At 68.6% G+C, this 20,091-nt stretch carries 17 protein-coding genes; 13 read left to right on the forward strand and 4 right to left on the reverse strand.

The window, feature by feature from the left end:
* Positions 1–16 precede the first annotated feature (16 nt).
* The 8 genes from ACSQ9A_RS25275 to ACSQ9A_RS25310 all read left to right on the forward strand — a co-directional run bounded on the left by ACSQ9A_RS25275 (position 17) and on the right by ACSQ9A_RS25310 (position 11,064).
* Positions 17–1,126, forward strand: coding sequence for a TRAP transporter substrate-binding protein (locus ACSQ9A_RS25275; protein ID WP_436305673.1), 1,110 nt, complete (start codon positions 17–19; stop codon positions 1,124–1,126).
* A gap of 82 nt (positions 1,127–1,208) precedes the next feature.
* Positions 1,209–1,868: a TRAP transporter small permease subunit gene (locus ACSQ9A_RS25280; RefSeq protein ID WP_436305674.1), complete on the forward strand. Its 660-nt coding sequence runs from the start codon at positions 1,209–1,211 to the stop codon at positions 1,866–1,868.
* Positions 1,865–3,778: a TRAP transporter large permease subunit gene (locus tag ACSQ9A_RS25285; protein WP_436305675.1), complete on the forward strand. Its 1,914-nt coding sequence runs from the start codon at positions 1,865–1,867 to the stop codon at positions 3,776–3,778. Before ACSQ9A_RS25280 ends, ACSQ9A_RS25285 begins: the two co-directional genes overlap by 4 nt.
* 10 nt (positions 3,779–3,788) lie before the next feature.
* Positions 3,789–4,748 carry an extracellular catalytic domain type 1 short-chain-length polyhydroxyalkanoate depolymerase gene (locus ACSQ9A_RS25290; protein ID WP_436305676.1) on the forward strand — a complete coding sequence of 320 codons (960 nt, stop codon included), beginning with the start codon at positions 3,789–3,791 and terminating at the stop codon, positions 4,746–4,748.
* A gap of 126 nt (positions 4,749–4,874) precedes the next feature.
* On the forward strand, positions 4,875–6,923 hold the full coding sequence (locus ACSQ9A_RS25295; RefSeq protein WP_436305678.1) for a DUF6600 domain-containing protein: 2,049 nt from the start codon (positions 4,875–4,877) through the stop codon (positions 6,921–6,923).
* A gap of 78 nt (positions 6,924–7,001) precedes the next feature.
* On the forward strand, positions 7,002–8,357 hold the full coding sequence (gene gorA / locus ACSQ9A_RS25300; RefSeq protein ID WP_436305679.1) for a glutathione-disulfide reductase: 1,356 nt from the start codon (positions 7,002–7,004) through the stop codon (positions 8,355–8,357).
* 40 nt (positions 8,358–8,397) lie between these two features.
* Complete coding sequence (locus ACSQ9A_RS25305; protein WP_436305680.1) at positions 8,398–9,915, forward strand: AMP nucleosidase; 1,518 nt, start codon at positions 8,398–8,400, stop codon at positions 9,913–9,915.
* 138 nt (positions 9,916–10,053) lie between these two features.
* Positions 10,054–11,064, forward strand: a complete 1,011-nt coding sequence (locus ACSQ9A_RS25310; RefSeq protein WP_436305681.1) for a Bug family tripartite tricarboxylate transporter substrate binding protein — start codon at positions 10,054–10,056, stop codon at positions 11,062–11,064.
* Positions 11,065–11,073: 9 nt separating this feature from the next.
* On the opposite strand, the gene ACSQ9A_RS25315 is transcribed toward ACSQ9A_RS25310, so the two are convergent.
* On the reverse strand, positions 11,074–11,766 hold the full coding sequence (locus tag ACSQ9A_RS25315; protein ID WP_436305682.1) for an ArsR/SmtB family transcription factor: 693 nt from the start codon (positions 11,764–11,766) through the stop codon (positions 11,074–11,076).
* A 51-nt stretch (positions 11,767–11,817) separates the two neighbouring features.
* On the opposite strand from ACSQ9A_RS25315, the gene ACSQ9A_RS25320 reads away from it, so the two are divergent.
* Entirely contained in the window at positions 11,818–12,972 is a 1,155-nt protein-coding gene (locus ACSQ9A_RS25320; protein WP_436305683.1) for a cytochrome P450, read from the forward strand.
* 6 nt (positions 12,973–12,978) lie between these two features.
* Here the strand turns inward: ACSQ9A_RS25320 and ACSQ9A_RS25325 are convergent, their stop codons facing one another.
* Both ACSQ9A_RS25325 and ACSQ9A_RS25330 read right to left on the reverse strand, forming a co-directional pair.
* Positions 12,979–13,941: a flavin-nucleotide-binding protein gene (locus ACSQ9A_RS25325; RefSeq protein ID WP_436305684.1), complete on the reverse strand. Its 963-nt coding sequence runs from the start codon at positions 13,939–13,941 to the stop codon at positions 12,979–12,981.
* Complete coding sequence (locus ACSQ9A_RS25330; RefSeq protein WP_436305685.1) at positions 13,938–14,579, reverse strand: glutathione S-transferase family protein; 642 nt, start codon at positions 14,577–14,579, stop codon at positions 13,938–13,940. Before ACSQ9A_RS25330 ends, ACSQ9A_RS25325 begins: the two co-directional genes overlap by 4 nt.
* A 109-nt stretch (positions 14,580–14,688) precedes the next feature.
* Here ACSQ9A_RS25330 and ACSQ9A_RS25335 point away from each other — a divergent pair, with 109 nt between their 5' ends.
* From ACSQ9A_RS25335 to ACSQ9A_RS25350, 4 genes are all read left to right on the forward strand, one after another.
* Complete coding sequence (locus ACSQ9A_RS25335) at positions 14,689–15,573, forward strand: LysR family transcriptional regulator (RefSeq protein WP_093108431.1); 885 nt, start codon at positions 14,689–14,691, stop codon at positions 15,571–15,573.
* Positions 15,573–16,547 carry an ATP-binding cassette domain-containing protein gene (locus ACSQ9A_RS25340; RefSeq protein ID WP_436305686.1) on the forward strand — a complete coding sequence of 325 codons (975 nt, stop codon included), beginning with the start codon at positions 15,573–15,575 and terminating at the stop codon, positions 16,545–16,547. Before ACSQ9A_RS25335 ends, ACSQ9A_RS25340 begins: the two co-directional genes overlap by 1 nt.
* Positions 16,548–16,562: 15 nt before the next feature.
* The gene (locus ACSQ9A_RS25345; RefSeq protein ID WP_436305687.1) at positions 16,563–17,405 is read left to right on the forward strand and encodes an ABC transporter permease; all 843 of its coding nucleotides are present in this window, start codon (positions 16,563–16,565) and stop codon (positions 17,403–17,405) included.
* Between the two features lie 79 nt (positions 17,406–17,484).
* A complete protein-coding gene (locus tag ACSQ9A_RS25350) occupies positions 17,485–19,122 on the forward strand; it encodes a hypothetical protein (RefSeq protein WP_436305688.1) in 1,638 nt (545 codons plus the stop codon).
* Here ACSQ9A_RS25350 and ACSQ9A_RS25355 read toward each other — a convergent pair.
* Positions 19,119–20,030 (reverse strand): LysR family transcriptional regulator, encoded by a 912-nt coding sequence (locus ACSQ9A_RS25355; RefSeq protein WP_436305689.1) that lies wholly within the window; start codon positions 20,028–20,030, stop codon positions 19,119–19,121. The two genes, ACSQ9A_RS25350 and ACSQ9A_RS25355, sit on opposite strands and share 4 nt — an antisense overlap.
* Positions 20,031–20,091: the final 61 nt, after the last annotated feature.

A 20,091-nucleotide genomic window follows, 5' to 3' on the forward strand; every position in this document is an offset into this window, starting at 1 on the left:
AACGGAGAAATACGCAATGACCGAGAACAAACCGAACCGCCGCCGCAGCCTGCTCAAAGGCGCAGCCGTGGCGGCCGGCGCCATGTCCGCGCCCATGGTCAGCATGGCGCAGACCGCGTCCTTCCGCTTCCAGAGCACCTGGCCCGCAAAGGACATCTTCCACGAGTACGCACAGGATTTCGCCAAGAAGGTCAATGAAATGGCGGGCGGCCGCCTCAAGATCGATGTGCTGCCCTCCGGCGCGGTGGTGCCGGCCTTCCAACTGCTGGAGGCGGTGAACAAGGGCACGCTCGATGGCGGCCATGGCGTGGTCGCCTACCACTACGGCAAGAACTCGGCCCTGGCGCTCTGGGGCTCGGGCCCCAGCTTCGGCATGGATGCCAACACGGTCCTTGCCTGGCACAACTATGGCGGCGGCAAGGCGCTGCTCGACGAGATCTACAAGAGCCTGAACATGGAGGTGGTGTCCTACCTGTACGGCCCGATGCCGACGCAGCCGCTGGGCTGGTTCAAGAAGCCGGTGGCCAAGGTGGAGGACATGAAGGGCCTCAAGTTCCGCACCGTCGGGCTGGCGGTCGACGTGTTCACCGAGATGGGCACGGCCGTGAACCCGTTGCCGGGCGGCGAGATCGTGCCGGCGCTCGACCGGGGCCTGATCGACGCGGCCGAGTTCAACAACGCCTCCAGCGACCGCGTGCTCGGCTTCCCCGACGTGGTGAAGAACTGCATGCTGCAGAGCTTCCACCAGTCGAGCGAGCAGTTCGAGATCCTGTTCAACAAGGCGAAGTACGGTGCGTTGCCGCAGGAGCTCCGCTCGATCATCGACTACGCCGTGCAGGCGGCCAGCGCCGACATGAGCTGGAAGGCCGTGCAGCGCAATTCGCAGGACTACGCGGACATGAAGAAGGCCGGCATCAAGTTCTACAAGACGCCCGACGCCGTGCTGCGCGCCCAGCTCGCGGCCTGGGACAAGACCATCGCCAAGAAGGCCGAGGAGAACCCGCTCTTCAAGAAGGTGCTCGATTCGCAAAAAACCTTTGCCGAGCGTGCCCTGCAGTGGCAAAACGACTACAACGTCGACTTCAAGATGGCCTACAACCACTACTTCAGCAAGAAGAAGGCCTGAGCTTCAGGGGCCCCCGCTGCCATCAGCCATCCGGGCGTTTCCGGGTGGCTGATTTTTTTGATATGTGAATCTTCCGCGTTCCATGACCATTCAACGATTCCTCCACACCGTCGACCGCTTCAGCATGGTGGTGGGCAAGACCTTCTCCTGGCTCATCGTGGCCCTGATGCTGCTGGTGTGCGGCGAGGTCTTCAAGCGCTATGCGCTCAACGCGCCGACCGCATGGATCTTCGACGCCAACAACATGCTCTACGGCACGCTCTTCATGATGGGCGGCGCCTACACCCTCGCGCAGGCGGGCCATGTGCGCGGCGACTTCTTCTACGGCAGCATGAAGCCACGCACCCAGGCGGCGCTCGACCTGGCGCTGTTCGCGCTGTTCTTCCTGCCCGGCGTGGTGGCGCTCACCTGGTCGGGCTGGACCTATTTCAATGACTCGCTCGCGATGCGCGAGCAGACCTTCAATGCCGACCCGATACCGGTCTACCCCTTCAAGTTCGTGATTCCGGTCGCCGGCATCGTGCTGCTGCTGCAGGGCTTCGCCGAGATGGTGCGCTGCGTCGTCTGCCTCAAGACCGGCGAGTGGACGCCGCGCCTGAAGGATGCCGAAGAGATGGACGTGGTCGGCGACCAGCTTGCCAGCAGCAGCTACGTCGACGAGGCGGCCAAGCGCGAGGTGATGGAGCGCGCGAAGGACATTGAACACGCGGCCCAGCAGCGCAGCACCGGGGGCCAGTCATGAGCGAGGCGGTACTCGGCCTGACGATGCTGGGGCTGATCGTGGTGGTGATCATGCTCGGCTTCCCGACGGCGTTCACGCTGATGGGGCTGGGCATGTTCTTCGGCTTCATCGCCTTCTACGACCCGGCCGTGCCGTGGCTCGACAACAAGGTGTTCGACCTCATGGTGCAGCGCGCCTTCGGCGCGATGACCAACGAAACCCTGCTCTCGATACCGCTCTTCGTGCTGATGGGCTATGTGATGGAACGCGGCGCGCTGGTGGACAAGATGTTCCACAGCGTGCAGCTCGCCTTCCGCCGCGTGCCGGGCTCGCTGGCGGTCACGACGCTGATCGTGTGCACCTTCTGGGGCATCGCGAGCGGCCTGGTCGGCGCGGTGGTCGTGCTGATGGGCGTGATTGCGATGCGGCCGATGCTGAACGCCGGCTACGACACGCGGCTGGCGGCCGGCGTCATCACGGCCGGCGGCACGCTGGGCATCCTGATCCCGCCCTCGGTGATGATCATCGTGTACGCGGCCGTCGCCGGACAGTCGGTGGTCAAGCTCTATGCGGCCGCGATGTTCCCGGGCTTCTTCCTGGCCTTTCTGTACCTGATCTACGTGATCGGCTGGGCCGTGCTGCAGCCCAAGGTCGCGCCCAAGCTGCCGATCGACCAGCAGCGCGCGCCGGTCTCGCCCTGGGTCGCCCACCTCGCGGCCAGCTATTCGCCGCGCATGCTGCCGGCGCTGTTCGCAGCCGTGCTGGCGCCGGCGCGCGCCCTGCGCGGCAGCGTCGAGGGCATGAAGATCACCTGGGCGTTGCTGCTGCGCAACCTGCTCACCGCGCTGGTGCCGCTGGCGCTGACCGCTGTCACGCTGGGCGCCATCTGGTGGTACGTGACAATCTATTCGCAGAAGGACAGCAACCCGGCCAGCGCGCCTGTCGCCGCCCAGTCGGCAGAGGCGACGAAGGCCGGCGCGGGCGCAACGCTGCCCGAGCCGTCCGGCGGTGGACTGGCGGAGCCGCCCACGACCGAAGGCGCGCAGGAGCCGGAATCGTCCGGCGGCGTCGAGGAGCCGCCCGGCAGCGAAAGCGCCGCGTCGCAAACCCAGGAGGGCGGCCTGCAGCAACTGGGCGAAGCCGTCGACGCGCCGAAGACGGCGGCCGTGCCGGAGGCCTTCTACATCGGCTTCGCGGTGGCCTGCGCCTTCGCGCTCGTGCTTCTGGGCTGGTACTACTGGCGAATGGACGCCGAGCAGTTCGAGATCTTGCGCATGCTGGCCTCCTCGGTCATGCCGCTCGCGACGCTGACGCTGGTGGTGCTGGGCGTGATCCTGTTCGGCATCACGACCGCCACCGAGTCGGCCGCCGTAGGCGCAGCAGGCGCCTTCCTGATGGCGTGGCAGGCCAGGACGCTGAACTTCAAGAAGATCAAGGAGGCGGTGTTCCTGACGCTCAAGACCACCTCCATGGTCTGCTGGCTGTTCGTCGGCTCGGCGCTGTTCTCGGCGGTCTTCGCGCTGCTCGGCGGACAGCGGATCATCGAGGAATGGGTGCTCGGGATGAGCCTGAGCCCGCTGCAGTTCCTGCTGCTGTCGCAGGCGATCATCTTCATCCTGGGCTGGCCGCTCGAGTGGACCGAGATCATCGTGATCTTCGTGCCCATCTTCCTGCCCCTGCTGGCGCACTTCCAGATCGATCCGCTGCTGTTCGGCGTGCTGGTCTTCGTGAACCTGCAGGCCGCCTTCCTGTCGCCACCGGTGGCGATGTCGGCCTTCTATCTGAAGGGCGTCTCGCCGCCGCATGTCACGATCAACCAGATTTTCGCGGGCATGATGCCGTATATGCTGATCGTGATCCTGTGCATGGTGTTCATGTACATCTGGCCGGGCCTGACGCTTTGGCTGCCGCAGTACCTCTACGGGGGTTAGCCGACGCCTGATGGCTTCCCTGTTCGAAGGATTCAAGCGCCGCCTCGCGCAATGGGCCGGCGCCGTCCCGCGCGCGCTGCGGCGCGCCGGGCTGCTGGCGCCTGCACGCGAAGCCCGGTCCGACCAATGGATCGACGGCAGTTTCACGCACCAGCACCGCAGCATCGCCTACAAGCTCTTCGTCCCGGCCCGGAACACCGGCCAGCGGCGCCCGCTGCTGCTGATGCTGCACGGCTGCACGCAGGATCCGGATGACTTCGCGACCGGCACGCAGATGAACCGGCTCGCCGCCGAGCGCGGTTTCCTGGTGCTCTACCCGACGCAGACGAAGCAGCACAACGCCGCGAGGTGCTGGAACTGGTTTCTGCCGCAGCACCAGCAGCGCGAGCGCGGCGAGCCGGCGCTCCTGGCTGACCTCACGCGATCGGTGATGGCCGATCACGCGGTCGATCCGGCGCGCGTCTACGTGGCGGGCCTTTCGGCCGGCGGCGCGATGGCCCACATCCTCGCGCGCACCCACCCTGAGCTCTTCGCCGCGGTCGGCGTGCACTCGGGCCTGCCGATCGGCGCGGCGAAAGACCTGATGTCGGCAATGGCGGCGATGAAGAACGGCGCGGCGGCCGCGACGGCGGGCCCGGTGCGGCCGACCATCGTCTTCCACGGCGACGCCGACGAGACGGTGCATCCGCGCAACGGCGAAGAGGTGGCGACGGCCGCGCTCGCCGCCGAGGCCGGCGGCGGCAGGCCGCAAGCGCACGAGACGCAAGGCCGGTCGAAGCAAGGCCGCGCCTATGCCCGCCGCACCTACGCCGATACCCATGGCCGCATCACGGTCGAGCACTGGCTGCTGCACGGCGCCGGCCACGCCTGGGCCGGCGGCAGCGCGGAGGGCTCGTTCACCGATCCCACCGGGCCGGACGCGAGCGCCGAAATGCTTCGCTTCTTTCTCTCGCATCCGCAGACGCCCTAGCCCGCCACCCGGCTCGCGCTTACATCAGGTTGCGCACCGGGCGCGATATTTCCAAAGCTTTGCAAAGCGGATGCCAGCGCCGGGCCCGCTCGCGCGTTAATAGGGACGTCACGAAGGGAACGACCCATGAAACACCGCACCACCTCGACGTCCGGCCGCCGCGCGGCCGGCTGGCTGCTGGGTCTGGCGCTGCTCTTCACCGGGCTTGCAGCCTTTGCCCAGCAGGATCCGCCGGGCCGCGTGGCCCGCCTCAATTTCCATCAAGGCACCATCAGCTTCTCGCCGGCCGGCGACGACAGCTGGTACGACGTGGTCCCGAACCGGCCGATCACCACCGGCGACCGCCTCTGGACCGATCGTAATGCCCGCGCCGAACTGCACGTGGGCTCCGCCACGCTGCGCCTGGACGACCAGACCAGCATCGCGGTGTCCGAACTCGACGACGACACTGCGCGCATCACAGCGCAGCAGGGCCGCCTGCAGGTGCGGGTGCGCGACGAGCTGGCAGGCCAGCGCTTCGAGATCGACACCGGCAACCTTGCCGTGGTGATCGACGCACCCGGCGACTATCGCATCGAGGCCGACCCGGCTGCCGGCACCACGCGCGTGGCCATTGCCGCCGGCAGCGCCACGCTCTATGGCGAAGGCGGCGAGTCGATGCCGCTCGGCGCGCGCCAGCAGCTCACGGTATCGGGGCGCAATCTGGCCACAGTGAGCGCAGGCCCAGTGCGCGCCGGCAACGACGCCTTCGAGCGCTGGGTGGCCGAGCGCGACCGCATCGAAGAGCAGTCGATCTCGGCGCGCTACGTCTCGCGCGAAGTGGTCGGCTACCAGCAGCTCGACAACTACGGCGACTGGCAGAACGTTCCCGAATACGGCAACGTCTGGTACCCGCGCAATGTGGACGCCGACTGGGCGCCCTATCGCGACGGCCAGTGGGTCAATGTGGCGCCCTGGGGCTGGACCTGGGTCGACGCCCAACCGTGGGGCTTTGCGCCTTCCCATTACGGCCGCTGGGCCCGCATCGGCTCGCGCTGGTGCTGGGTCCCGGGGCGGCCGAATGTGCGGCCGATCTATGCGCCGGCGCTGGTCGGCTTCGTAGGCGGCGCCAACATCGGCGGCGGCCGCAACGGCGTGGGCTGGTTCCCGCTCGCGCCGGGCGAGCCCTGGCGGCCGGGCTACCGCGCCAGCCAGCGCTACATCGACGAGGTCAATCGCGCGATCGCCTACCAGCAGCAACTGGCGCGCGCCGAGTACCTGCACCGCAACACGCCCGGTGCGCTCTCGCTGGTGCCGGTGGACATCTTCGGCCGCGGCCCCATCGCCCGGCGCGACTTCCTGCGCATGCCCGAGGACCGCATCGCGCAAATGCAGGTCGCACCGGCGGTGCCAATCCCGCCGCGCGGCGATCGCCACTTCGGCGGCTTCGGGCGCCCCGCCGCTTCGCTGCCGCCGCCTGCTTTTCAGGCACGACAGCAGCAGCAATTCCAGTTCGAGCAGGCACGGCAACAGCCCCAGGCACAGCAAGCGCAGCAACAGCTCCAGCAGCGCGCAGCACAGGCGCAGGCGCAGCAGCAACTTCAGTCGCAGCAGGCACAGCGCTTCCAACAGGCCCAGCAGTTGCAACAGGCGCAACAGGCGCAGCAACTCCAACAGGCGCAGCAACTTCAGCAGATGCAGCAACGCGACGGGCTGCGCCAGCAGCAACAGGAGCGCGCCGCGCAGGCACAGGCACAGGCACAGCAGCAGATGCAGTTGCAGGCCACACGCCAGCAGCAGGAGATGCAGCAGCGTGCCGCTGCCCAGGCACAGGCCCAACAGATGCAACAGCAGCAGGCCTTGCGGGCACAGCAGCAAATGCAGGCGCAGCAACAGGCTCAACAGATGCAGCAGCTGCAACAGCAGCAGGCCCTGCGGGCACAGCAGCAGATGCAGGCGCAGCAACAACAGGCCCAGCAGATGCAGCAGTTGCAACAGCAGCAGGCCTTGCGCGCGCAGCAGCAGGTGCAGGCGCAGCAGCAGGCCCAGCAACACAACGCGATGCGCCAAGCGCAGGAAGCCCAGCAGCGTGCCTTGCAACAGCAACAGCAGCGGTTGCAGCAGCGCGCCGGCGATCCGCGTGTGCAGCAGCGCTGGACGTCGCGGGACTCCGCTCAGCAAGGCGATCGCCCCTGAGTGGGCCGCGGCCGATCACGAAACCCGCGCGCAGCAGCCGCTCCTTCGGCCGGCTACAGTCGGCCGCAAGGAGCACCCATGCGCACATTCGACTTCGACCTTTTCGTGATCGGCGGCGGCAGCGGCGGCGTGCGCGCGGCGCGCATGTCGGCCCAGCGCGGCGCTCGCGTGGCGCTGGCCGAATGCGCCGAGCTGGGCGGCACCTGCGTCAACGTCGGCTGCATTCCCAAGAAGCTCTACAGCTACGCCGCCGGCTATGCCGAATCCTTCGAGGAAGCCGCGGGCTTCGGCTGGCGGCTCGGTGAACCGCGCTTCGACTGGAACCGGCTCAAGGCCAATCGCGCACGCGAAATCACGCGGCTCAACGGCGTCTACCGCGGCCTGCTCGAAGGCGCAGGCGTCACGCTGATCCAGGGCTGGGCGCAACTGGCCGACGCCCAGACAGTGCAGATCGGCGAGAAGAAGCACACGGCGCGTCATGTGCTCGTCGCCACCGGCGGCATGCCCTTCGTGCCGGAGGTGGCGGGGCGGGAGCACTTGGTGGTCTCCGATGCGATGTTCGACCTCGACCCTTTTCCGAAGCGGCTTCTGGTGGTGGGCGGCGGCTACATCGCCTGTGAGTTCGCCTCCATCTTCAACGGGCTGGGCGCCCAGGTCACGCAGCTGTACCGCGGCGCGCACCTGCTCAACGGCTTCGACGAGGACCTGCGCCAGTTCCTGGCCAAGGAGATGACGCGCACCGGCATCGACATCCGCTTCAACTGCGAGATCGACATGATCACGCGCACGGACAGCGGCCTGTGCGCGCTGCTCTCGCGCGGCCAGCGCGTCGAGGCCGACACCATCCTCTACGCGACCGGCCGCGTGCCCAACACGCAGGGCCTGGGCCTCGAAGCCGCCGGCGTTGCGCTCGACGAGCGCGGCGGCGTGGTGGTCGATGCGCATTACCGCAGCTCGGTGCCCTCGGTCCTTGCGGTGGGCGACGTGTCGACGCGCCAGCAGCTGACGCCGGTGGCGCTGGCCGAAGCCATGGTGGTGGTGGACACGCTCTTCGGCAAGGGACCGCGGCAGCTCGACTACGAATTCACGCCGACGGCCGTCTTCACCCATCCGAACATCGGCACCTGCGGCTACACCGAGGCCGCGGCGCGCGCCAAGTTCGGCAAGGTCAGCGTATTCAGCAGCGAGTTCAAGGCCCTGCGTCACACGCTCTCGGGGAGCGGCGAGCGCACCTTCATGAAGCTGATCGTCGAGCACGCCAGCGACCGCGTGGTCGGCCTGCACATGGTGGGGCCCGACGCGGGCGAGGTGGTGCAGGGCTTCGCGGTCGCGATGCGCGCCGGCGCCACCAAGGCGATGTTCGACAGCACCATCGGCATCCACCCCACCGTTGCAGAGGAGTTCGTCACGATGCGGGAACCCATGCCAGGATAGCCCCGCGCAAGTCGCCGCCGGCACGCTGCACAATGAGCGGATGCCCTACATGCCCGCCTTCGTCGCACCCGCCCGCTTCACCGACCCCGACGCAGCCCTCGAACAGGTCCGTCTCATCTACAACGGCGGCCTGCAGCACCTGCGCGACGCGATGCAGCGCTTCGTGGCCGGCGACAGCCTGGCCGGCCGCGTGCGCGCCTGCTACCCCTTCGTCCGCGTTCATACGCACACGGTTTCGCGCCGCACGCCGGCGGCCAACGCCTGGCTGAGCTACGGCTTCGTCGCCGGGCCGGGCCGCTATGAAACCACGCTGACGCGGCCCGATCTGTTCCACCGCTACTACCGCGAGCAGTTCCGGCTCTTGCTCGAGAACCACGAGGTCGAGCTCGAAGTCGGCACCAGCACGCAGCCGATCCCGGTCCACTTCTCCTTCGCCGAGAACGACCACATCGAAGGCACGATGAGCGCCGAGCGCCGCGCCCTGATGCGCGATGTCTTCGACCTGCCCGATCTCGGCGCCATGGACGACGGCATCGCCAACGGCACCTTCGAGCCCAAGCCCGGCGAGGCGCAGCCGCTCTCGCTCTTCACCGCGGCGCGCGTGGACTACTCGCTGCACCGGCTGCGCCACTACACCGGCACCGCGCCCGAGTGGTTCCAGAACTTCGTGCTCTTCACCAACTACCAGTTCTACATCGACGAGTTCGTGCGCCTCGGCCACGAAGCGATGACCGACGAGCAGAGCGAATACATTGCCTTCATCGAGCCCGGCAATGTGATCACGCGCCGGCGCGGGCTCGCGGCGGGTTCGAGCGGCACCTTCGGCGTGCTGCTCGACGGTACGCAAGGCACGCCGCCGGGGCGCCTGCCGCAGATGCCGGCCTACCACCTGGTGCGCGAGGACTACAGCGGGATCACGATGGTCAACATCGGCGTCGGCCCGGCCAATGCCAAGACCATCACCGACCACGTGGCGGTGCTGCGCCCGCACGCGTGGATGATGCTCGGCCACTGCGCCGGCCTGCGCCAGGGGCAGCAGCTCGGCGACTACGTGCTGGCCCACGCCTACGTGCGCGAGGACCACGTGCTCGACGAGGAGCTCCCGCTGTGGGTGCCGATCCCGGCGCTGTCCGAAATCCAGCTCGCGCTCGAGAAGGCGGTGGCCGACGTCACCGGCATGCAGGGCACGCAGCTCAAGAAGATCATGCGCACCGGCACGGTGGCCAGCACCGACAACCGCAACTGGGAGCTCTTGCCCGGCAACCAGCCGCAGCGGCGCTTCAGCCAGAGCCGCGCGGTGGCGCTCGACATGGAAAGCGCCACCATCGCGGCCAACGGTTTCCGCTTCCGCGTGCCCTACGGCACCCTGCTGTGCGTGAGCGACAAGCCGCTGCACGGCGAGATCAAGCTGCCCGGCATGGCCAACCAGTTCTACCGCGAGCGGGTGGAGCAGCACCTGCGCATCGGCATGGCCGCAATCGACGTGTTGCGCAGCGAAGGCTCGAGCCGGCTGCACAGCCGCAAGCTGCGCAGCTTCGCCGAAGTGGCCTTCCAGTAGGCGAAGCGCCGCTTTTCGAGATTTTGTTGGCGCGAGACTGGCGTTTCCTCGCGACAGTCGTCACCGAACTCTGCGGGTCGTGGGCTAGGATTCCACCTGTCAGCAACAAATTGACACAATCTGTGTCCCCACTCCACCATGGTTGACCCGACGCGGCGCATCTTCACCTCGTGGCTCGCCGCCACCGCAGCCGGCGCCCTGCCGGCATCCGCATGGGCCCAGGCGGCACGGCCCGCGCCCGCCGCCGCAGCAGCAGCGACCGCCGCAGCAATCCCGCGCCTGCGCATCGTCATCCCGGCCAACGAAGGCGGCGGATGGGACCAGACCGGCCGCGCCCTCGGCGCCGCGCTGATCGCCGCCGGCGCGGTCGGCCAGATCGAGTACGAGAACATCGGCGGCAAGGGCGGCACCATCGGCCTCGCGCGCTACGTCGAGAAGTACGACGCCGACCCCGACACCCTGCTGATGAGCGGCATGGTGATGGTCGGTGCCGTGGCGCTGCAGAAGCCCCCCGTCGACATGAACCGCATCGCACCCGTGGCGCGGCTGACCAGCGACTACGAGATGGTGGTGGTCAAGAGCGACTCGCCGATCAAGACCGCGAAGGACCTGATCGCGAAGATGCGCGCCGAGCCCACCAGCGCCGCCATCGCCGGTGGCTCCGCCGGCGGGGTCGACCACATGTTCGCCGGCCTGCTGGCACGCGCGGCCGGCAACACCGCGGCACTCGTCTACCAGCCCTTCCCCGGCGGCGCCCAGGTGGTGTCGGCGGTGGAGTCCGGCCAGGCCGTCGCCGGCATTTCGGGCTACAGCGAGTTCAGCGAGCACATCGCCAGCGGCAAGCTGCGCGCGATCGGCGTGTCGTCGAAGAGCCCGTTCCAGGGTGTCCCGTCGGTACGGCAGCAGGGCGTGGACGCGGATCTCGCCAACTGGCGCGGCGTCTTCACCGGTCGCGCGGTGCCGCCGCAGCGCCAGGCCGCGCTGCTCGAAGCCGTGCGGCGCGCGGTGGCCACGGACGCCTGGCAAAAAACCATCAAGCGCAGCAATTGGGACAGCTACTGGATGGAAGGGAAGGACTTCAAGTCCTTTCTCGAACTGGACGTGGCAACGGCCGGCGTCCTGACCTACATCCTCAAGCTCAAAGCCTGAAGAAGTCCCTCACGCCAGGCCGAAGAGCTCCGGCATTTCGCGCTTTGCCTTGGGCGTAAGCGCGAGGGCCCGGCCGTCCAGTTCCTGGCGCACCCAGCCGCGCCGCAGCGACAGTTGCAGCCAGGCCGCGCCGAGCGCGCCGCCCAGGTGCGGCCGCCGCTCGCTCCAGTCGAGGCAGGCGCAGGCAAAACGCCGGCGCGAGCTGCGCGCGTTCTCGATGTCCAGCCCCAAGCTTTCTAGCGCCACCGCGCCTTCGGCCGTGAGCTCGTAGGCGCCGCCCTCCGCCGTCGCCTGCAGCCAGCCCTGCGCATGCAGCCGGTCGTGCAGCGCGACGCCGGCCGTGCCGGCCATGTGGTCGTAGCAGGTGCGCGCCGCACGCAGGCGGCTTGGTGCGGTCGGCTGGAATTCGCTGCGCGGCGCGCCGGCGACCACCAGCAGGCCTTCGAGCACGGCGGCGACCTCGCTGCCCGCAAGCCGGAAATAGCGGTGCTTGCCCTGCGCCACCGACTCCACCAGCCGCTGCTCCTTGAGCCGCGCCAGGTGCGCGCTCGCGGTGGAGGCCGCGACCTCGCCCACGGCCGCCAGCTCGGTCGCGGTGCGGGCGTGGCCGTCGAGCAGGCAGCACAGCATGCGCGCGCGGGCCGGTTCGGCGATGGCGCCGGCCAGGCGCGCCAGGTGGGTGTCGGCCGTGGATGCATCCATACTTCGATGCTAAGCGAAGTGTGTGCGTGCGGGAAGCATCACACTTCGGACATGAACCACGACATCGCCCCGCCAGCCGACGCCATCGCGGCCGTCACCCACCCCGACCCCTACCCCTGGTACGCCGTACTGCGCCAAGGACCCGCGCTGATCTACGACGAAGGCCTTCGCCTCTGGGTCGCGAGCCGTGCCGAGACCGTGCGCGAGCTGCTCGCCAACCCTGCGCTGCGCGTGCGGCCCGCGGCCGAGCCGGTGCCGCGCGCGATCGCGGGCACGCCGGCCGGCGAAGTGTTCGGCCGTCTCGTGCGCATGAACGACGGCGCGCCGCATGCCGCGCACAAGCCGGTGCTGCAGCGCGCGCTGGCCGGGCTCGATCTGCAGTCGGCGCACTCGGGCGTTCTGGAAGTCGCGACGCGAATGCCCGCCGCGTCGCTGTCCGACGCCTGCTTCGCGTTGCCGGTCGCGGGCGTTGCGCACCTGTTGGGCTTCGCCGACGAGGAGTTGCCGCGCATCTCGGACTGGATGCGCGACTTCGTCGCCTGCCTGTCGCCGCTGTCCACCGCGGCGCAGCTGCAGGCCGCGAGCGAGGCCGCGCAAGCGCTGATGGCGCGCTTCGAGCAGCTCGTCGCCGCGCAGCCCGCGCGCGACGGCAGCTTGTTGGCTGCGGTGCGCGCCCAGGCGCCGGACGACAACTCGCGCGCCCTGCTGGCCAACCTGGCCGGCCTGCTGTCGCAAACCTGCGAGGCCACGGCCGGCCTGCTGGGCAACAGCCTGGTGGCGCTCGCACGCGAGCCGGGGCTCGGCCGCACGATCGAATCGCAGCCCCAACTGTTGAACGCCCTCGTGCAGGAAGTCGCGCGACACGATCCCTCGGTGCAGAACACGCGCCGCTTCGTCGCCGAAACGACCCTCGTGGCAGGCACGGCACTCGCACCGGGCGATGCGGTGCTGCTGGTGCTGGGCGCCGCGAACCGCGACCCGGCGCTGAACCCCTCGCCGGCGATCTTCGAATTGGCGCGCCCCGATCGCCAGACCCTGGGTTTCGGCCATGGCCTCCACAACTGCCCCGGCCAGGCGCTGGCCTGCACCGTGGCAGCGGCAGGCGTGCAGGCGCTGCTGGCAGGCGGCGCCGACACCGCATCGCTGCGTGAACGCGGCTGGGATTACCGGCCCTCGGTCAACGCCCGCATCCCTGTCTTCCACTGAGCTGCTTCACGCGGCTGCCGGCCAGCGTCCCGTCGCCTCCAGATGCGGCGACAGGGCCGCGGGCCCGAAGCGCAGCGGCAGCGCGGCCGGCGCATGCTGCGCGGCCACCACCTGCATGCGCAGCAAGCGCTCTGCGCCGGCGAATACAGCGACCTCCGGCCCGTCCCAGACGATCTGGGCCTTGACGAAGAGCTGCAGCAAATCGCCGGTCTCGAAATCGATGAACAACATGCCGGCGACCGGATTGATCGCGATATTGCCCAGGGTGTTGAAGAAGGTGTTCCCAACGAAGTCCGGCACCGTGAGCGTGCCCTCGCCGCTCAGCTGCACGAAGCCGGGGCGGCCGCCGCGGTGCGAGACGTCGATGCCATGGGCCGGCGAGCCTGCATCGCCGGCCGAAGGATGCGCAGTGGCGATGAAGAAGGTGTCGGCCGCGCGCACCATGCGCTGCGCCTTCATATCGAGCCGGTCGCTGCGGGGCCCGACATGCGCGTCCTGCGCACCGCCGACGAACAAGGGCTCGCGCGCCTGGATGTACTTGGGGCAGTTGCCGAAGCTCTGGCGCACCGCGACCGAGAAGCCCCGCGCATCGAGCGCCTCGACCACGCCGTTCATGCGATTGCGCCGGCGCGTGTGCGGCTCGATACCGAGCAAGCCGATCGGCGCGCCGGGTGCGAGCGCGCCGCCCAGCGGATCGCCCTGCAGCGGCAGCGTGTCGATACGCAAGTGCATCGGGTCGGGCGAATGCGCAAAGCCCGGCGGCGCCACCAGCACGCTGGCCCAGGGCCGGCCCTCGGCATCCAGGCTGCCCGCGATCAGGAAGGGCAACTGCGCGAAGAAGCTGCGGTGCTGGTCGGGCATGTGATCGCGGACCACGCGCGGGCCGATCTCGGCCATGCGTTGGCCGATGCCGGCGCGCGACTGCAGCGCACGCTCGCCCTCGTGCCAAGTGGCGGCAGCGGCGTTCATGCTCTCAGCCCAATGCGCGACGCCACCATCGGCACGAAGCCCGGCAGCGCCTCGATGCGTGCCAGCCATTCGCGCACCTTCGGATAGGGCTCCAGCGACACATTGCCTTCGGGCACATGCGCGACGTAGCTGTAGTTGGCGATGTCGGCGAGCGTCGAAGAGTCGCCTGCGAGGAAGGGGCGGTCGCAAAGTTCGGCCTCCATCACTTTCAGCAGGTTGTGGGAGCGCGCGATCACGTCGGACGGGTCGGTGGCCAGGCCGAACAACACGATCACGCGCGCCATCGAAGGGCCTTGCGCCAGTGGCCCGGCCGCGACCGAGAGCCAGCGCTGCACCCGCGCCGCGCCGAGCGCGTCACGCGGCAGCCAGCGCAATGGATCGGGTGCGTAGCGTTCGTTGAGGTAGAGCAGGATCGCGTTCGAATCGGCCAGCGTGACCTCGCCGTCCTCGATCACCGGCACCTGGCCGAAGGCGTTGCGGCGCAGGAACTCGGGGCTGCGCTGCGCGCGCGCTGCGAGATCGATCTCGACGACTTCGAAAGGCAGCCCGAGCAGCCCGAGGAACAGACGCACGCGGTGCGAGTGGCCGGAGATCGACGAGCTGTAGACCGTGATGGGGCGGGCGGGACGGGTGGGCATGGCTTTCTCCTGTCGGGTGGGTGGATGAAGCCGATTCTTCTTTGATACGTCCTTCGGAGTAATAGGCTTTCCTGTATTTCACTGCTGCGATTTCCGGTCTAATCGCCTCATGGACCGCCTCAAAGCCATGCAGACTTTCGTGCAGATCGCCGACCAGGGCAGTCTGACCAAGGCCGCCGATGCGCTGGACAGCTCGCTGCCCGCCGTCGTGCGCTCGCTGGCTGCGCTCGAAGCGCACCTCGGCGTGCGCCTGTTCCACCGCACGACGCGGCGCATCTCGCTGACCGAGGAAGGCCGTCGCTACCTCGACAGCGCACGCGAGGTGCTGGCCGCGGCCGATGCCGCCGACCGCGCGCTCACGGTCGATGCGGCTGAACCCGCCGGGCAGCTCACGGTCACTGCTCCGGTGTTGTTCGGCCACATGTACGTGGCGCCGGCGATCGTTCGCTTCCTCCAGCGCTACGACAAGATGCGCTGCAGCGTGCTCTTGCACGACCGCAATGTGAACCTGCTGGAGGAAGGTATCGATGTCGGCATCCGCATCAGCCCGCTCGAAGATTCGTCGCTGGTCGCGCAGCAGCTCGGCAGCATCCGCCGCGTGGTGGTCGCGAGCCCGGCTTACCTGCGGCAGCACGGCATCCCGCGGCATCCGCGCGAGCTGCTGAAGGCCAACTGCGTGCGCATCCATCCGAGCGCCCCGGTTCACTTCCGGGAGAACGGCCGGAGCTTCGCGGTCGCGGCCAAGGGCAACCTGGAGTTCAACCACATCGCGCCCGCGGTCGAGGCCTGCGCCGCAGGCATGGGTTTCGGCATGTTTTTCTCCTACCAGGTGCAGCCCTTCGTGGCGCAGAGGCGGCTTGCGATCGTGCTCGAGGAGTTCGAGCTGGAGCCGAGGCCGGTGAGCGTGATCTATCCGCACGCACGGCTGCTGCCGGCACGCACACGCGCCTTCATCGACTGGATGAAGAAGGAGTTCGAGGGGTTGCATCTTTGATGCGCGAAGGCGCCGCCCGCTTGCGCCACAATGCCGCGGTGCCCAGCCCTGCTTCCCCTCTTTTCCACGCCAGCCACCTGCACAAGCGCTACGGCGCGACCACCGTGGTCGACGACCTGTCCTTCGAGATCGCGCCCGGCGAGTGCCTCGGCGTGATCGGCCCCAACGGCGCCGGCAAGACCACCACCATCCGCATGTGCCTGGGGCTCACCACGCCCGACGGCGGCACGATCGATGCGCTCGGCGGGCTCTCGATGCCGCGCGATGCGCGCGCCATCAAGGCGCAGCTCGGCGTGGTGAGCCAGTTCGACACGCTCGACCCCGACTTCAGCTGCGCCGAGAACCTGATGGTCTACGCGCGCTACTTCGGCATGCGCCGCGCGCAGATCGCACCGCGCATTCCGCAGCTGCTCGAATTCGCGGCGCTCTCGCACAAGGCCGATGCGAGGCCGGGCGAGCTGTCCGGCGGCATGCGGCGGCGCCTGTCTCTCGCGCGCGCGCTGGTCAACGATCCGAAGCTGCTGATGCTCGACGAGCCCACCACCGGCCTCGATCCGCAGGCGCGGCACCTGATGTGGGAGCGGCTGCAGCTGCTGCTGCAGCAGGGCAAGTCGATCCTGCTCACCACGCACTTCATGGACGAGGCCGAGCGCCTGTGCTCGCGCTTGCTGGTGCTCGACCACGGCCGCAAGATCGCCGAAGGGCGGCCGCGCGACCTGATCGCCGAGCACCTGGAGCCCGACGTGGTCGAGGTGTACGGCAACGGTGCGCTCGGGCTCGCGCAATCGCCGCTGAAAGAGTTCGCGGCCCGCGTCGAGGTCAGCGGCGAAACGGTGTTCTTCTATACGCAGGATGCGCGCGGCCTGCTGGCAGCCTTGGCGAGCCACAGCGGCTTGCGTACCTTCCATCGACCTGCCAATCTGGAGGACCTGTTCCTCAAATTGACCGGCCGCCAGATCCGCGAAGACGGCTAGTCGGAGCACATCATCATGTCGAGTCCAGCTTCTTCTCTGCCGGGCGCTTCCCCCACCCCTCGAGCGCCGTCGGTCTGGCGACCGCCCGAGCTCTCGATGCGCTGGTGGCCCGTGTTCCTGCGCAACCTGCTGGTATGGCGCAAGCTCGCGATCCCGAGCCTGATCGGCAACATCGCCGAGCCGCTGATCTGGCTGGTGGCCTTCGGCTACGGCATGGGCGCGCTGGTCGGCCAAGTCGAGGTGGGCGGCAGCAGCGTGCCCTACATCCTGTTCCTCGCCAGCGGCTCGATCTGCATGAGCTCGATGAACGCGGCCTCCTTCGAGGCGCTGTACTCGGCCTTCTCGCGCATGCACGTGCAGAAGACCTGGGACGGCATCATGAACGCGCCGGTGGGGCTCGACGACGTGGTGCTGGCCGAGATGCTGTGGGCCGGCTTCAAGGCCATCTTCACGACCACCGCGATCCTGTTCGTGATGCTGGGGCTCGGCATCAGCCACAGCCCCAAGCTCCTCGTCGCCTGGTTCGTGCTGGCCGGCGTGGGGGTCACCTTCTCGTGCATCGCGCTGATCTTCAATGCGCTGGCGAAGGGCTACGACTTCTTCACCTATTACTTCACGCTCTTCATGACGCCGATGATGTTTCTCTCGGGCGTTTTCTTTCCGCTGGAGCAGTTGCCGGGGGCGGTGCGCGCAGTGGCTGGCTGGCTGCCGCTCGCCAGCGCGGTGGAGCTGGTGCGACCGCTGTTCATGGATCAATGGCCTGTGGATTGGTGGCGGCATGCGGTGGTGCTTGTGGTCTACACCGTGGTGTCGTTCTGGGTGGCACTGGCCTTGACGCGCAAGAGGTTCAGGGCCTGATCCTTGTCCCGAGGGTGACTGCAAAGCCCCCCTCGTCTTCTCCTAGACTCCCCCGGCGACCAAGAAAAGGAGACAACACATGCCGCGAATCCTCGACGCAGCGCTGCTCGCCTCGCTACTCATCCTCGGCGCCTGCACCACCACCGCCCCGCCCACCCGCCCCACGGGCTGGGCTCCGCCCGAAACGCTGGTCGCTCCCTCCTCCTTCAGCGGCGTCCACGGCCTGGCCGTCGACCGCCAGGGCCGCTTGCTCGCGGGCTCGGTGGTCAGCAACACGATGTGGGAAGTCGACCGCAACAGCGGCGCCGCCCGCGTACTGATCGAGGGCCTCGAAGGCCAGGCCGACGACATCGCGGTCGGGCCCAAGGGGGAACTCGCGTGGACCAACTACCTGATGGGCATGGTCCGCTACCGCGAGAGCGACGGCGCTCCGATGCGCGTGCTCGCCAAGGACCTGCCCGGCATCAACTCGCTCGACTTCGACCGCCGCAACGGCAAGCTCTACGCCTCGCAGGTGTTCCTCGGCGACGCGCTGTGGGAGATCGACATGGCGGGCCAGAAGCCGCCGCGCCTGATCAAGAAGGACATGGGCGGCTTCAACGGCTTCGAGGTCGGACCGGACGGCATGCTCTACGGCCCGCTGTGGTTCAAGGGCCAGGTCGTGAAGATCGATCCGGCCGACGGCCGGCTCACGGTGATCGCCGAGGGCTTCAAGATCCCGGCCGCCGCCAACCTCGACGGCAAGGGCAATCTGTGGGTGGTCGATACGAGGAGCGGCGAACTGGTGCGCGTCGATCTCTCGACCGGCCGCAAGACGGTCGCCAAGCAGCTCAAGCCCTCGCTCGACAACCTCGCCATTGCGCCCGACGGGACGATCTACGTCTCGAACATGGCCGACAACTCGGTCGAGACCTTCAGCCCGGCGACCGGCGAGGTGCGCATGCTGACCAGCGGCAAGCTCGCGGTGCCGGCCGGCCTCAAGATCGACGGCAACGACTTGTGGGTGGCCGACATCTTCGGCTTCCGCCAGGTCGACGCGAAAACGGGCGCGGTGCGCGACATCTTCCGCATGCAGCGCGATCCGGAGCTCGAATACCCGTTCGGCGTGGGCCTGTCGGCCACCCACTTCGCGCTGTCGTCGTGGTTCACCGGCTCGGTGCAGCTGGTCGATCGCAAAACCTTCAAGACCACTGCGATGCTGCATGGCCTCAAGGCGCCGGTGGATGCGATCCCGATGCCCGACGGCAGCCTGGTCTATGCCGAGATCGCGACCGGCAGCGTGACGCGCGCGAGCGGCCCCAAGTTCGAGACCCGGCAGGTGCTGGCCAGCGGGCTCGGCGGGCCGGTGCAGATGATCCTCGGGCGCGACGGCGCGCTCTACGTTACCGAAGCCGCGGGCAAGCTGACGCGCATTCCGCTCGACGCCAGCGCGCCGCTGCGTGCCATCGCCGATGGGTTGGCGCTGCCCGAAGGCCTGGCACAAACGCCCTGGGGCAGCTTCATCGTGGCCGAGAGCGCGGCGCGGCGGCTGGTGGAAATCGATCCCGCGAACGGCACGCGCCGCACCGTGGCCCAGAACCTGCCGATCGGCCTGGCCGGCGGGCCCGGCATGCCGCCGCCGTACGTGCCGACCGGGGTGGCGGTGGGCAGCGACGGCACCATCTACATGACGGCCGACCGCAACAACGCGCTCTACCGGATCCGGCCGCAGCGCTAGAGCGGGAGGCCTTCACCGCCGCTGCAGTAGGCGGACAGCGCTTTCACCAGGTGGCCGAAGGTCGTGCGCACGCGCCGCACGCGCCGCAGGTCCTCGTGCATCGTGACCCAGGTTTCGAGATCGTGGGTGAACAGCTCGGGAAGCACCGGCACCAGCGCCGGGTCGCGCCTCGCCAGCGCCTTCTGGCAGATGCCGATGCCGAGTCCGGCCCGGATGGCGCCCAGTTGTGCCAGCTGGTTGTCGGCGCGGCAGCTGAACATCGCGCGGCGCAGATCCAGGCCCCGGGCTTGCAATGCGCGCAGGACACCGGTGTCGCGGTCGGGCCCGATCAGCGCGAAGCGGCCGAGCTCTTCGAGGGCGCGCGGCGTGCCGTGCTTCTCCAGATAGGCGGCCTTGGCAAAGAGGCCGAGCTGCACCGCGCCCACGTGCGTGGCGACGACCGCCGCCTGCGTGGGCCGCACCATGCGCACCGCGATGTCCGCCTCGTGCCGCAGCAGATCTTCGGTGCGGTTGGTCAGGCTGAGTTCGAACACCAGCCCCGGCTGCGCCTCCTGCAGCTCGGCCAGCACCGCGGGCAGCACCTCGGCGCCCATCACATCGCTCGCGGTGATGCGCACCGTGCCGAAGGCAGCATCGGTGTCGGCCGAGGCCGCTCGCGCGAAGGCATCCGCGGCGGCCGCCATGGTTTCGGCATGGGCGCCAAGTTCGCGTGCGGCTTCGGTCGGCGAAAGACCGCTGGGCGAGCGCGTGAACAGCGCGACCCCGAGGGAGCGCTCCAACGCATCGAGCCGACGCCGCACTGTCGGTTGAACGACGTTGAGTGCTCTTGCCGCCGCGGAGAGGCTTCCTTCGCGCAGTACAGCGAGGAAGGCGCGCTGGTTTTCCCAGTCGAGATGACTTGTGCTCATACATTTCATACTAGCTGATAGCACCGCTACGACAATTGTGTTTAGTGCGAGCCGCCTCAAG

It is taken from the genome of Variovorax sp. LjRoot290, assembly GCF_964253985.1.
Taxonomy (GTDB): Bacteria; Pseudomonadota; Gammaproteobacteria; order Burkholderiales; family Burkholderiaceae_C; genus Variovorax.

Coding starts and splice junctions, on each gene's coding strand:
- ACSQ9A_RS25275 (WP_436305673.1), top strand. CDS start 17: ATGACCGAGAACAAACCGAACCGCCGCCGCAGCCTGCTCAAAGGCGCA.
- ACSQ9A_RS25280 (WP_436305674.1), top strand. CDS start 1,209: ATGACCATTCAACGATTCCTCCACACCGTCGACCGCTTCAGCATGGTG.
- ACSQ9A_RS25285 (WP_436305675.1), top strand. CDS start 1,865: ATGAGCGAGGCGGTACTCGGCCTGACGATGCTGGGGCTGATCGTGGTG.
- ACSQ9A_RS25290 (WP_436305676.1), top strand. CDS start 3,789: ATGGCTTCCCTGTTCGAAGGATTCAAGCGCCGCCTCGCGCAATGGGCC.
- ACSQ9A_RS25295 (WP_436305678.1), top strand. CDS start 4,875: ATGAAACACCGCACCACCTCGACGTCCGGCCGCCGCGCGGCCGGCTGG.
- gorA (WP_436305679.1), top strand. CDS start 7,002: ATGCGCACATTCGACTTCGACCTTTTCGTGATCGGCGGCGGCAGCGGC.
- ACSQ9A_RS25305 (WP_436305680.1), top strand. CDS start 8,398: ATGCCCTACATGCCCGCCTTCGTCGCACCCGCCCGCTTCACCGACCCC.
- ACSQ9A_RS25310 (WP_436305681.1), top strand. CDS start 10,054: ATGGTTGACCCGACGCGGCGCATCTTCACCTCGTGGCTCGCCGCCACC.
- ACSQ9A_RS25315 (WP_436305682.1), bottom strand. CDS start 11,766: ATGGATGCATCCACGGCCGACACCCACCTGGCGCGCCTGGCCGGCGCC.
- ACSQ9A_RS25320 (WP_436305683.1), top strand. CDS start 11,818: ATGAACCACGACATCGCCCCGCCAGCCGACGCCATCGCGGCCGTCACC.
- ACSQ9A_RS25325 (WP_436305684.1), bottom strand. CDS start 13,941: ATGAACGCCGCTGCCGCCACTTGGCACGAGGGCGAGCGTGCGCTGCAG.
- ACSQ9A_RS25330 (WP_436305685.1), bottom strand. CDS start 14,579: ATGCCCACCCGTCCCGCCCGCCCCATCACGGTCTACAGCTCGTCGATC.
- ACSQ9A_RS25335 (WP_093108431.1), top strand. CDS start 14,689: ATGGACCGCCTCAAAGCCATGCAGACTTTCGTGCAGATCGCCGACCAG.
- ACSQ9A_RS25340 (WP_436305686.1), top strand. CDS start 15,573: ATGCGCGAAGGCGCCGCCCGCTTGCGCCACAATGCCGCGGTGCCCAGC.
- ACSQ9A_RS25345 (WP_436305687.1), top strand. CDS start 16,563: ATGTCGAGTCCAGCTTCTTCTCTGCCGGGCGCTTCCCCCACCCCTCGA.
- ACSQ9A_RS25350 (WP_436305688.1), top strand. CDS start 17,485: ATGCCGCGAATCCTCGACGCAGCGCTGCTCGCCTCGCTACTCATCCTC.
- ACSQ9A_RS25355 (WP_436305689.1), bottom strand. CDS start 20,030: ATGAGCACAAGTCATCTCGACTGGGAAAACCAGCGCGCCTTCCTCGCT.